Annotated in this window: 9 protein-coding genes; all 9 read left to right on the top strand. The window is 48.1% G+C overall.

Features of this window, described 5'->3' with window-relative positions; genetic code table 11:
• The first annotated feature begins 16 nt into the window (after window positions 1-16).
• The 9 genes from ACFQ88_RS05550 (at window position 17) to ACFQ88_RS05510 (ending at window position 12,184) form a co-directional block, all read left to right on the top strand.
• Window positions 17-1,624, top strand: coding sequence for a sensor histidine kinase (locus ACFQ88_RS05550; RefSeq protein WP_379452737.1), 1,608 nt, complete (start codon window positions 17-19; stop codon window positions 1,622-1,624).
• Window positions 1,625-1,628: 4 nt separating this feature from the next.
• The gene (locus ACFQ88_RS05545) at window positions 1,629-3,134 is read left to right on the top strand and encodes a response regulator transcription factor (protein ID WP_379452735.1); all 1,506 of its coding nucleotides are present in this window, start codon (window positions 1,629-1,631) and stop codon (window positions 3,132-3,134) included.
• A gap of 216 nt (window positions 3,135-3,350) precedes the next feature.
• Window positions 3,351-4,871 carry an extracellular solute-binding protein gene (locus ACFQ88_RS05540; RefSeq protein ID WP_379452733.1) on the top strand — a complete coding sequence of 507 codons (1,521 nt, stop codon included), beginning with the start codon at window positions 3,351-3,353 and terminating at the stop codon, window positions 4,869-4,871.
• A 610-nt stretch (window positions 4,872-5,481) separates the two neighbouring features.
• Entirely contained in the window at window positions 5,482-6,342 is an 861-nt protein-coding gene (locus ACFQ88_RS05535) for an ABC transporter permease (protein ID WP_239635432.1), read from the top strand.
• Window positions 6,336-7,196, top strand: coding sequence for a carbohydrate ABC transporter permease (locus ACFQ88_RS05530; protein WP_379452731.1), 861 nt, complete (start codon window positions 6,336-6,338; stop codon window positions 7,194-7,196). Before ACFQ88_RS05535 ends, ACFQ88_RS05530 begins: the two co-directional genes overlap by 7 nt.
• 17 nt (window positions 7,197-7,213) lie before the next feature.
• A complete protein-coding gene (locus ACFQ88_RS05525; protein WP_379452729.1) occupies window positions 7,214-9,022 on the top strand; it encodes an FAD-dependent oxidoreductase in 1,809 nt (602 codons plus the stop codon).
• Between the two features lie 16 nt (window positions 9,023-9,038).
• Window positions 9,039-11,135: a beta-galactosidase gene (locus ACFQ88_RS05520; protein WP_379452727.1), complete on the top strand. Its 2,097-nt coding sequence runs from the start codon at window positions 9,039-9,041 to the stop codon at window positions 11,133-11,135.
• Window positions 11,092-12,030, top strand: a complete 939-nt coding sequence (gene rbsK, locus ACFQ88_RS05515) for a ribokinase (protein ID WP_379452725.1) — start codon at window positions 11,092-11,094, stop codon at window positions 12,028-12,030. Before ACFQ88_RS05520 ends, rbsK begins: the two co-directional genes overlap by 44 nt.
• Complete coding sequence (locus tag ACFQ88_RS05510; protein ID WP_379452723.1) at window positions 11,915-12,184, top strand: GyrI-like domain-containing protein; 270 nt, start codon at window positions 11,915-11,917, stop codon at window positions 12,182-12,184. Before rbsK ends, ACFQ88_RS05510 begins: the two co-directional genes overlap by 116 nt.
• Window positions 12,185-12,745 lie beyond the last annotated feature (561 nt).

Here is a 12,745-nt window from a genome sequence, read left to right as displayed (position 1 = left end):
GGAGCTTGAAAGCACGTTGAAAGAAAAGATAAGCTCCCAAAGTTATGCGCAGTTGGGCTATGTGAAAGAAAGCATGGAAAATATCAGGGTCGCGCTTTTTAGAGAGTCTTTGGTACTAAGTAATGATAAAGAACTTCAAGCGGCACTCCGTGATGATTCAATAAACACTGAAACACGACAGTTATATGTGACGGAGCGATTGCAGGAAAAGCGGTTGCAGGACGGATTTACTCCGCTACCCACCCATGTATATTATTCGCTGATCGACCACCGCCATCAGGAGGTCATTACTACTTTTGGAAGTAAAATCAATTATACAGATCTTGCCAGTGAAGATTGGTGGAAAAATTCAGAAGGCTTCGAAAAGCAGAACAACCAAATGATCGGAAAAAGCCTCCGGGACATGTATACACTTACGGTTGATATGTTTGGCCCAGACGGAAACTTGGATGGTCGTATATTGCTCAGCTTCGATTATGTGGAATGGCTGAACGCCATGCACCGTTTTTTTACGATCAGACAAGAATATTTCATAATGAATCAATCGGGGGGTATTGTTACCAAGACAAGTCCGGCAGCATTTATTTCCGATCCGGCTGCAGAGGTTGTTCGGAGGCAAGCGGCAACCGGAGGTTTTTGGACGAATGGCCAAGAGTTGATGCATGCGGTCTACTTGCCTTCCTATCAATGGTATGTGATTAACAGTTTTCCGCTTCATACATTTTTCGGGGACATCGATCAAGTGAAGCACAGGTTGGTCGTCATTCTCGCCTCCTTTGTCTTATTATTCATCGTGATCACCTTTATCATCTCCCATCGAATTACACGTCCGTTGCAACTTCTTCAGCATCATATGTCCGTCATTGTGAGAAATGAGTTTAGGTCGTCTTTGCCCGAAAAGCTGGGCACCGGTGAGGTACGTGAATTAGGAACAACCTTCAATCGAATGAGTAGCGATATCCGTCACTTGATACAAAAATTAAAAGTGGAGGAAAGGGAAAAGGAAGCATCCAGGTTCCAGATGCTGCTCGCTCAAATGAATCCTCATTTTCTCTTAAATACGTTGAATGCGATCAAATGGACCGCCCTAGGACGCAAGGATACCGAGATTGCGGAGATTTGTGTTTGCCTGGGCGAACTGTTGGAATCCAGCTTAAACGTTCAAACCGATTTGATCCATCTGGACGAGGAATTAACACTAGTGAAGGCGTATGTGCGCATTCAGAACTTCAGATTTGACAGTTATGTCAATGTCCGTTACGAATATGACGAATCGCTTCGTTACGCGCTTGTTCCCAAGCTGAGTTTGCAGCCACTGGTCGAGAATTCGTTCTATCACGGCTTTGCTCAGATGCAGCAAGAAGGCTCCATAACCATCCGGGTAGTGAAAGAACATCAATCGCTGATCATGGAAGTGGAGGACAACGGGATAGGGATGAAGGCATCCGCCAATCATCAACCGTTACGTAAGAGCAAAGGGATCGGAATCAACAATCTGCGGGAACGGTTGCAGCTGCTTTTTAAATCAGACGGCCAGCTCGAGGCGAGTTCAAGCGGCCAAGGAACTCTAGTTCGTTTGAAATTCCCGCTGCTTCTTTCGGAACCGTATGGGAAGGGAGAATGATTTCATGTGGAAAGTGCTGTTGGTTGAAGATGAGACACGTGTCAGGCGATTAATTAAAGAAATTATTGATTGGGAGGAAATGGGGTTCGTTATTACAGGTGAGGCCAACAACGGGATTGAAGCGCTTGAGGTGATTCGCGAAGAGTCTCCTCATTTCATTCTGTGCGATATTATGATGCCGCTCATGGATGGGATCGAGCTCCTCCAGAAGGCACGTCTGCAAGGCTTTGAGGGTCCATTCGTCATGCTGACCGCCGTGAATGAATTCGAATTGGCCAGACAAGCGCTTGAGTATGGTGCGACTAACTATATTTTGAAGCTCTCGCTGAATGTCGATACGATGCGCCAGATGTTGGAGAAGGTCAGCCGGGAATTAAGCAAAGCCGCCATACCTGCTCGGCAAATATCGTATCGTGATTTCGAATTACTGTACCGCTATACGTGGAGGCAGATCCACGGTATGGATGAAGCGGACCCGGAAAGGAGTGTCTTGCTGCAGCGCATCTCCGCAAGCGGCTTTACACATGCAGATCTTTGTTTAGTATTGCATGGGACCGGCGGGATAGGTGAGGAGGATCTGACTCGTAACGGGTTGATTCATTCCATCGAAACATCGGTCATTCACAAATTCAGAATCCATGGCTGCACCACGTTTTTTTCCTGGGTTCCACGTTCCGAGCTTCCTGTTGTGCGTGCTCCCGCCGAGAACGGGGCAATGGCATATTCAGTCGTGTGGGCCTCTTCCGTACCTATATCCGAATTGGAGACTACTTGGGGAGGTATGATCAGGCTCATCGAGAGATCCTGGTATGAAAGCAGCAAAAGTGTGACAGCCTATTCAGAAACGGATTCCATCATCCAACAGCCAGGTATATCCTCACAAGCGCTATGGAACATGGAACGCGAAATATTACATGCGTTTGAGCGCAGGGATAAGAATATTTGCATCCGCCAGTTGAATGTCATGTTCGACGAAATGAAAAAGAACCATGTAAGCATGACCATTGTTGTGGAGACGGCGGAACGATTGGACGATAGGTTTGCTGCTATATCGGGTCATGGGAAAGCTCAAACCGATGATTGGTTGTCCGCAGCAAACCATGAAGAACTTCGCCATGTGCTAGAAGACAGAATCGATGACTGGATAACAAAATGGATAAAGTCGACAACATTGCCATCGGCCCATCCCGAGATCAACAGGATTGTGGATTATATCCAAAGCCATTACGATAAGGAAATCACGTTGAAATCGATGGCAGAGCAAGTCACCTTGGATGAGCACTATTTAAGCGGCTTATTCAGTAAAAAAATGGGCTGCACATTAATCCAATACTTGCATAAAGTGAGGATTGATCAAGCCCGGTTTTATTTGCTCCAATCTACATTAACCGTCGGGGAAATTGCAGAAAGGGTCGGATTTGCGAATGCCGCGTATTTTGTAAAAATTTTTAAGCGCTGGACAGAACAGACGCCCAGTGAGTTCAGAAAGAATAACATGTCCAATGGATAGATTTTCGCGCCCCTTTCCTGCTTGCGGAGAGGGGCCGATTTGTTTTTACCGGCTTAATTTTGTATAAGAGGTCACTAAATCTGTTTCTTATCCGCCTTCAGGTACGGTGGTATGATAAAGATGTGTTACAGAAAGGGAGCAGCGTCTACTGCAGGGATTCATCTCCCTTCTGCGATTCCAATCTATAATCCGATTAAGGAAAGAAGGGGGATATCGATGTATAAATATAAAAAGATCGTGTTATCCGCGACCTCCATTGCACTTTTTAGCAGCTTGCTTGCAGCCTGTGGAGACGAAACCAAGGAAAACGGTGCGGCTCAAGAATCATCGAAGAAGGTCAAACTGGATATTATAACAAGCGGGGCCGGCCTGCCCGCTCCAGAGAAAGACTTCGTTCGGGAGAATCTGAACAAGGCGCTGAATGCTGATATCAACTTGACGGCTTATGCCACTGATTATGGCAATCAGCTGAATGTCCGGATGGCGTCAGGCAATTACCCGGATTTGTTTGCCGTTGACAAGGTTTCGTTGAAGCAGTTGTCGGAACAAGGGCTTCTGCTCGATCTGACTCCCTATTTCGAGAAAGAACTTAAGCCGGTCCAAACCTTCATCGGAGATTCCAGCCTGAAGAAAGGTATGGTTAACGGCAAAGTGTATGCAGTTGCCCAAGCACCGCAAGCCCCGAAAGCATCTTACTGGATCCGCAAAGATTGGCTGAACAAGTTGCAATTGAAGCCGCCTGAAACTCTCGATGAACTGCTGGCCGTGTCCAAAGCGTTCACGGAGAAGGACCCGGACGGCAACGGAAAGAATGATACTTATGGTATCACAGGCCTGATGGGACTCACAGGCGTCAACTTGTTGTCCGCTTTCTCCCCTGTATTTGGAGGATATGGTGTCCCTAATCCGGGTGAATTTTTCGTCAAAGACGGTAAGGTCGTCCAATCGTTATATGACCCGGGTATGAAGGATGCATTGGCCTTTATTGCGAAATTCACTGCCAGCGGTTCGGTTGATCCGGATTATGTATTGAACACGGGGACGCAGCCCAGGGACAAGGCCATCAAGGGGCAAGTGGGAATCATCTGGACGGAATGGACAAATTTGACCAATGAACAGTACGTCGAGCAAATCAAGAAAGTAAATCCGAATGCCGAATGGGTGCAGTTGCAAGCACCGAAGGGTCCCGCAGGACAGTTCTCTGGGTCATTGGATATCGGTAAAGCAGCCGGATTGATGGCGATTCCGAAGGCGCTGGAGAAGGACAAAGCGAAACTGCAGAGAGTGTTCGACCTTTTGAACTATATCTCCGGCGGAGAAGGCTCGAAGCTTGTCCAGTTTGGCGTGGAGGGCAAACACTATAATATGGAAAACGGCAAGGTTGTCCCGACTCCGCTTATGGCCTCTGAAGCTGGGTTTACCTACATGTACCAATTCACCGGTCGGCCGGACCTTGATTATTTGTCGATCAAGTTTGCTTCTCAATTTCCATTTATCGATTTCGCGAACAAACAACCCCGTATTCAGTCGCTTAACGGCTTCCTGAGCTATCCGGATGGTTACAATGATGCCGATGCCAGCCGGTACATTTCGGAAGAAATCACGAAGTTCGCTTATGGAAAGCGGCCGATGAGTCAATACGATGACTTCCTGAAAAGCCTTGAAACGACGATGAACTATAAGACTTTTCTGAACTCGGCGACCAAGCAATTAAATGAGTTGGGTTACGGTAAATAGAGCAATTAGTCTTTGTGGCAATATGCAATGAATCTTTGAGGCGAAGAGCCGATTCTTCTCGGTTCTTCGCTTTTTGGTACTTTCAATAAGATAAATAAGTTTGCAATGGTATCGAGGCCATGCATCATTCAGGTAACGGATACGGGCAAGCTCATTCCTAAACCCGTATATTCCGGAAAAGCGGTTGACGGCGCCATAACCGAGGCATCCTGAAGGCTTGCAGCGGTCTAGGTGAAGGCCCCCATTGGGATAGCTGATAGATAACCAGTAGATGATTCGATACCGCTTGTGAACAGATGGTTTATTTCACCTGTGGGAATTGGACTTATATACCGGGTAACCTCTAATATTACGTCGCGATAAAGATTCGAGTGAAACTTATAAAGGGGCGTTTGGAGTTCCATGTGGAAACGAAAGAATTGATACGTGGATGAGCAAGGAATAATGGCTCCGTTCGTCACGTATGAAGTGCCGTAACGCTGTAGAAGGTATAAGGAGGGAACCAACGATGGATCAAGGAAGTTTGCCGGTAAATAAAGAGGCAGTAGTAAAAGGGCTTCAGACGAAACGGCTAGGGAACGTGGTATGGAACAATCGGGCCCTTTACTTCATGCTGCTGCCGGGACTCATTTATTACATTATTTTTAAGTATATTCCTATGTATGGAATTATCATCGCATTCAAAGATTTTAATTTCTCTGACGGTATTTTATTTAGTGGGTGGGCAGATCCTTGGTACAAATATTTCAAGATGTTCTATGAATCGCCTTACTTCACACAGGTCATGTCCAACACGTTTATTATCAGTTTCTATAAGCTGATTTTCGGAATCGTGCCTCCGATCATTTTTGCGGTCCTGCTTAATGAATGCCGCGTTCGATGGTTCAATTCGTTTATACAAACGTTAACCTATATGCCTCACTTTTTTTCCTGGGTGATTATATACGGGATTCTCCTTGCACTTCTGTCCGAAAATTCGGGCCTGGTAAACCAGTGGATTAAGGATTCGGGTGGCAGCCCGATCAATTTCCTTACCTCAACTGAGTTGTTTCGGGGCGTACTTGTTGGTTCGGAGATTTGGAAAGACTTGGGGTGGGGCGCCATCATTTATTTGGCAGCTATGACCGGCATTGATCCGACGCTGTACGAAGCCGCCAAGGTGGACGGGGCAGGAAGGTTTCGAATGATATGGCATATTACGTTGCCCGGGATCCGCTCGGTCATGGTCATGCTTCTGATTCTGAAGCTTGGGCACATTCTGGATGCGGGATTCGATCAAATCTACATTTTATACAATGTTCAGGTATATCCGGTTGCGGATATATTGGACACATGGGTATTCCGGACGGGTTTGCAGCAACTGAATTTCAGTCTGGCGGCGGCTGTCGGATTGTTAAAATCTTTCGTAGGTATGATACTGATCTTGCTTTCTAACCGACTTGCGAAGCAATGGGGGGAAAATATATGGTAAAACGCTGGGATGAAAAGCTATTTGACGGAGCAGTGATGGTCATATTGGCTTTGGCAGGCTTGCTTGCCGTCATTCCGATCATGTACGTGGTTTCCGTATCGATTACACCCTTCTCCGAGGTGCTGAAAAACGGAGGATTCGTTTTCATTCCAAGAAAAATTGATCTAACTGCGTACAGAGAGCTGTTTACGACAACAGGAATCCCACGCTCGTTATGGGTTACGGTTTTATTGACGGTTATAGGAACGGCCGTCAATTTGGTCTTGACGCTTCTCATGGCATATCCGCTGAGCCGGAAGAAGATGCCTGGTCGAAGTTTCTTTCTTCTCATGGTTGTCTTTACGATGCTGTTCAACGGAGGATTGATTCCTACTTATATTGTTGTGAAGTATTTAGGATTACTAAACTCCATGTGGTCCATGATATTGCCCAATGCAATTTGGACGTTTAACATTCTCATCATGAAAAGTTTTTTTGAAAACCTGCCGGAGGAATTATTCGAATCCGCACGGATGGATGGAGCCAAGGAACTGAGCATTTTGCTGAAGATTGTTGTACCGTTGTCGGTTCCATCCTTAACGACCATCGGATTGTTTTATACCGTCGGTCATTGGAATGAGTTTTTTCAAGCCATTATGTATATGACAGATAGAAATTGGTTCCCATTGCAAGTGATTGTAAGGGATATCCTGGTGCAGACACAGAAACCATTGGAGAATGCCGAAAATTTGATGCCCACCGAAACGGTGCAAATGGCAGCTGTAATCGCAGCATCCTTGCCGATCATTGTCCTGTACCCATTCTTGCAGAAACATTTTACCAAGGGCATGCTGTTAGGAGCGATCAAAGGTTGAAAAATGGAGGGGTTCACATGCAAATGCATACAGATGTACTGGTTGCAGGCGGCGGGATTTCTGGCGTGGTGGCTGCACTGGCGGCTGCCCGCAACGGTGCTAAGGTTGTGATATGTCAGGATCGGCCCGTTTTAGGCGGTAATGCATCGTCGGAGATTCGCATGCATATCGTCGGAGCGGCGAATTCCAAGCGGAGACAGGCTCTGGAGACGGAAGCGAGGGAAGGCGGCATACTGGAAGAAATTCTACTTGAATGTGCTGTCCGCAATCCACAGCGAAGCTCATCAATGTTCGATCTCATCTTATATGAAAAGTGCAGAGCGGAGCCGAACCTGACGTTGATGCTCAATACGGTGGTGACCGGCGTACAGATGGAGGGCAGTCGGATTCTGTCCGTACTGGCTGCTAGGGAAAGCACAGAGCATCACTTTGAAATCTTTGCCGGCATCTTCATGGACTGTACAGGAGACGGCCGACTCGGCAAAGAAGCGGGAGCGTTGTTCACGACAGGTCGGGAATCCTCCAGGCAATTCGGGGAGTCCCATGCAGGAGAAGAAGCCGATCCGTACCGTCTTGGTTCCTCGTTGTTGTTTACGACCCGGGATATGGGCAAACCGATGAGGTTTATCCCGCCCGTATGGGCGAAAAAGTTTACGGAAGAGGATTTGAAGTTCCGTAGCCACTCTTCATGGGAATACGGATACTGGTGGGTAGAGTTCGGGGGTTTGCTGGATACGATTGCCGATAACGAAGCGATCCGCGATGAATTGCTTGCCATCATGATGGGTGTCTGGGATCATATCAAAAACAGTGGCAACCATCCGGAGTCGGAGAACTGGGCTTTGGACTGGTTCGGCTTCGTCCCTGGCAAGCGGGAGTCCCGCCGGTTTATCGGCAAGCATCTCCTAACGCAATCGGATTTGGAAGAAGCCGTCCACTTTGAAGATGTGATAGCGTATGGCGGGTGGCCGATGGATACGCATCCTCCACAGGGGATCGAAGCAAAAGACCGGGAGCCAAGCAGCCAGCCTGTGACCAACTATGTGTACGGCATTCCGCTCAGGGCCTTGATCAGCGCCAATGTGGACAATCTGATGTTTGTTGGACGGAACATATCAGCTACGCATATCGCTTTTTCAAGCACCCGAGTTATGGCGACCTGCGGCGTGATGGGACAGGGTGCAGGTACGTTCGCCGCGATGGCGATTCGCAATGGGATTAAGCTGGATCAAGCATGGCAAGACCGGGAGTTGATCTGGAACACGCAGCAGCAATTGATTCGGCAGGATGCTTACTTGCCTGGTATTCAGGCGGATGCCAATCTGGCGAGTCGGGCTATGGTCCGGGCGTCATCCGAGCAGCCGGAGGGGCTGGCATCGAATGTCATCGATGGACATACCCGTTCCATACACGGAGAGAGAGGGGTTAGGCCTAATCTGACCGTTCCCGGCACCCATCGCTGGATGGCACTGCCGGAAGACCGGGAGCCTTGGATCGAGATGGAGTGGAACGCACCGGTATCGATCTGTGAAATCACCGTCGTGCTTGATACGGGCATGCACCGGAGGCTAACGCTGACACACGAAGACTATCTGCATCAGCAGAATGTATGGGGGCCGCAGCCGGAAACCTTGAAGGAGTTTCGGGTGTTGGCATATTTAGCGGATTCCCCTGAAGATGGCTGTCAAGTGATGCATATTCAGGATAATTATCAGCGGCAAGTTACTTGTCAGGTCCAGTTAAATCAGGTGTGTAAGCTCCGTCTTGAAGTTCTGGAAACCAACGGCTTGGATCATGCCCGGATCTTTGAAATTCGATGTCATTGAAGGTAGGGATATAAAAATGAGTCAACGTAAACCACTTTTTCCGCAACTGAACCGGATGCTGCACGGGGCGGATTACAATCCCGAGCAGTGGATTCATATGCCTGATGTCTGGGATGAGGATATGCGCCTCATGCATCTTGCCAAGTGCAATGTCATGACCATGGGCATGTTCTCTTGGTCCAGCCTGGAGCCGAAAGAAGGGCAATTCGAGTTCGGATGGCTCGATATAATCATCGATAAGCTGAACCGCAACGGCATCTCTTTCATCCTGGGCACGCCCAGCGGTGCGCGGCCGGCATGGCTGGCCCGGAAATACCCGGAGGTGCTGCGGGTCAGACCGGAACGGGTGCGAAATTTGTACGGAACCCGGCATAACCATTGTTATACGTCGACTGTATATCGGGAGAAGGTCAGGACCATCAATACGCTTTTGGCGGAACGTTACCGCAATCATCCTGGCTTGCTGCTGTGGCATATCTCCAACGAATACAATGGGGAGTGCCACTGCGATTTATGCCAAGCGGCATTTCGTGAATGGCTGCGGAAGAAATACGGGGACGATTTGGACCGTTTGAACCAGGCGTGGTATACGACCTTTTGGAGCCATAACTATACCGACTGGGAGGAAATAGAGTCGCCCTCCCCTATCGGGGAATATATGCTGCACGGGTTGCAACTGGACTGGAAACGGTTTGTCACCGATCAGAGTATTGATTTTATGCTTCAGGAGATCGAGCCATTGAAGCGCCTTACCCCCGACATTCCCATCACTACGAATTTCCTTGGCGGGTGCGTCATCAATTATGAACGAATGGCGGAGCATGTTGATATTGTCTCGTGGGACAGCTATCCGTATTGGCATGGCAAGAGTCCCGACTGGCAGACAGCCTGCCGTACGGCGTTCACCCACGACCGGTACCGTTCGTTCAAGCCCGGGAAACCTTTTCTGCTGATGGAAAGCACCCCCAGCATGGCGAACTGGCAGGAGGTTGCCAAGTTGAAGCGGCCCGGTATGCACGCGTTGTCCTCTATTCAAGCGGTCGCCCACGGTTCCGACTCGGTGCTATATTTTCAATGGCGCAAGAGTAGAGGTAGTTCGGAAAAGTTTCACGGTGCCGTTGTCGACCATAGCGGGCATGAGCATACGAGAGTGTTTCGCGATGTGGCAGAATTAGGCGCTTGCCTGGAAGGGCTGGAGCCAGTTACAGGTACTAATGTGCCGGCGGAAGTCGCTCTCATTTACGACACCGAAAATAAATGGGCGGTGGAAGGAGCCGCAGGGCCGCGAAAGCCGAATCTTAGCTACGATCAGGAGGTACTGCGCCATTACGAGGCATTCTGGAAGCAAGGGATTCCGGTGGACATTATAGCCATGGATCGTCCGTTGGATCGCTATAAGCTCGTGATTGCTCCGATGCTTTATATGTTGAAGCAGGGGACAGCTGAGCGGCTCGAGGCCTTCGTCCGTTCAGGAGGCACGCTTGTCCTGACGTATTGGAGCGGAATTGTCGACGAGAATGATCTCTGCTTCCTGAACGGATTCCCAGGACCGCTCCGCAAGCTGGCCGGGGTATGGTCGGAAGAGCTTGATGCGCTGTATCCTGAAGATTGCAATTCACTTGTTATGAAGGAGGATGGATTGGACGGCTTTATGGGATCGTATTCGGTATCGCTGTTGTGCGATCTGATTCATGTCGAGACGGCGGAAGTTCTTGCGGAGTACGAGGAGGATTTCTATCAAGGGTATCCCGCGCTGACCGTAAATCGATTTGGAGACGGAGAGGTCTATTATATAGCGGCGCGGACCGAAGCTCCGTTTCTGGACGGCTTTTATCGTGCGATGGCAGCCCGTTGCAGGTTGAGTCGAGCACTCCAGGCGGACTGGGCGGAAGGCGTCAATGCGCAGGTGCGTACGGACGGTGTCCGGGATTACATCTTCCTTCATAATTTCACCGATCAAGAGCAGAGCATCCTATTCAAAGAGTGTCTCACCGATCTGGACGGGGCTCCCGTCGAACAACATCTGCGCCTATCCGCTTACGGTTACCGTGTGTTCATTAGAGAAGGAAATGGAACGGACAGTGTTAAACATAGTGGTCGTTGGAAGTATTAACATGGATTTTGTATGTTATATTCGAAAGCTTCCACAGCTGGGAGAAACGGTTCAAAGCTATAAAACAGAGACGAAATCCGGCGGTAAGGGAGCCAACCAGGCGGTTGCGGCAGCTCTTTCGGGCGGGAATGTCACTTTAATCGGGGCGGTTGGCAATGATTTTTACAGCAGAGATATCTTGTTTGGCATTAAGAAGTATCAAGTAAATACAGATCGGGTCTTATGGAAGGATAGCGACATTGGTACATCCTTTGTAGTTGTAGACGAGACAGGCCAAAACAACGTTTTTCTAAGTGAGGGCGCGAATGGGTGCTTGACGGTTGAAGACTTGCAAGGGCTGCCGGAATTGTTCGACTCCTCATCGGTATTACTTGTACAGAACGAAATACCGTGGGCCTGTACGCGATACGCTCTTGAGGCGGCAAAACAGCGGGGAGTACAAACCTATTACAATCCTGCACCGGCATCAGAGATCGAAGAGGTTGTATTTCCATTAATAGATGTAATGATCTTGAATGAATCCGAGGCCGAATTCATTACTTCTATACGATTAGAGGATGATTTATCGAACATCAGACAAGCTGCAAGCCAGATTATTGCCTTGGGAGTCAAAGAAGTTATCATCACATTGGGCGAGAAAGGGTCTCTCTATATGAACCATCAGGAAGAAGCTGTCTTTACGTCAGCTTATCCTGTACAAGTCGTGGATACAACGGCTGCAGGCGATACGTTCATCGGATCCTTTATCGTAGCCAGGCAACAAGGTATGACGATTAAGGATGCTCTGCAGCGAGCTAGCGCCGCTTCAGCTATTGCTGTGTCACGTGCCGGGGCACAAGAATCAATACCTAATGTTGAGGAAATCGCTAACTTCTTGGAAAGATGCTCCACATGAGTTTACAATGCATATCATTCCGGCAGCGACTTGGGTTGTTTTCAAAACTTCAGGTCCACAGCCCGAATCCCTATTGAAAACATGGGAGCGAATTTATGCTGAATGGTTACCTTCGTCAGGTTATGACTTGCTAAGCCGATCGAATTTGATTTGAATGACGCAACAGATGTCACAGCACATGAAATATGGATTCCTGTGAAAAGAAGATCAAAACAATTATGGGATAATGTTTGTGTCGTCCGACATACATTTATGCCGATGTCGGATGACAAGAACCTGATTACATTACAAGCCGCTTAAAACGCGGCTTATTTTATTTATGTTATAAGTATGAGTATGAATCGGATTGTTATCAACGACCAGAATTATACTAAATTGGAGGGGAGCCTGAATCTCTCTTGGGTTGGATTATTGAGTTCTGCACAGATGTATGTACAAACCGGGACAGGGGGGAAAGATTGTCTATCAGGATATTTACGTTGACGATTCAGTTTGGTAAATACAGATCGCGCGACACCGTTACCTCCTTATCTTGGGACTCAAGCGTCAATCTTGCAGCAAATAAGGGAGTAACCGCTTCAAATACATTAGACAGTTCGTTTAGTACCTCTTATCTAACAGATGGTGGTTACTGTTGATTTACAAAACAGTGTGAAATTTAATCGTATTGAGTTTTATACGAGCCACGGCAAAGAGCTGCAAGATTATCAAATAC

Source organism: Paenibacillus sp. NPDC056579, from assembly GCF_042793215.1.
Classification (GTDB): Bacteria; Bacillota; Bacilli; order Paenibacillales; family NBRC-103111; genus Paenibacillus_S.
This window is presented reverse-complemented; position numbering and strand designations above follow the sequence as displayed.

Excerpts from the sequence above, each read along its gene's own strand:
- ACFQ88_RS05545 (WP_379452735.1), top strand. The coding sequence starts at position 1,629 with ATGTGGAAAGTGCTGTTGGTTGAAGATGAGACACGTGTCAGGCGATTA.
- ACFQ88_RS05540 (WP_379452733.1), top strand. The coding sequence starts at position 3,351 with ATGTATAAATATAAAAAGATCGTGTTATCCGCGACCTCCATTGCACTT.
- ACFQ88_RS05535 (WP_239635432.1), top strand. The coding sequence starts at position 5,482 with ATGCTGCTGCCGGGACTCATTTATTACATTATTTTTAAGTATATTCCT.
- ACFQ88_RS05530 (WP_379452731.1), top strand. The coding sequence starts at position 6,336 with ATGGTAAAACGCTGGGATGAAAAGCTATTTGACGGAGCAGTGATGGTC.
- ACFQ88_RS05525 (WP_379452729.1), top strand. The coding sequence starts at position 7,214 with ATGCAAATGCATACAGATGTACTGGTTGCAGGCGGCGGGATTTCTGGC.
- ACFQ88_RS05520 (WP_379452727.1), top strand. The coding sequence starts at position 9,039 with ATGAGTCAACGTAAACCACTTTTTCCGCAACTGAACCGGATGCTGCAC.
- rbsK (WP_379452725.1), top strand. The coding sequence starts at position 11,092 with ATGGAACGGACAGTGTTAAACATAGTGGTCGTTGGAAGTATTAACATG.
- ACFQ88_RS05510 (WP_379452723.1), top strand. The coding sequence starts at position 11,915 with ATGCTCTGCAGCGAGCTAGCGCCGCTTCAGCTATTGCTGTGTCACGTG.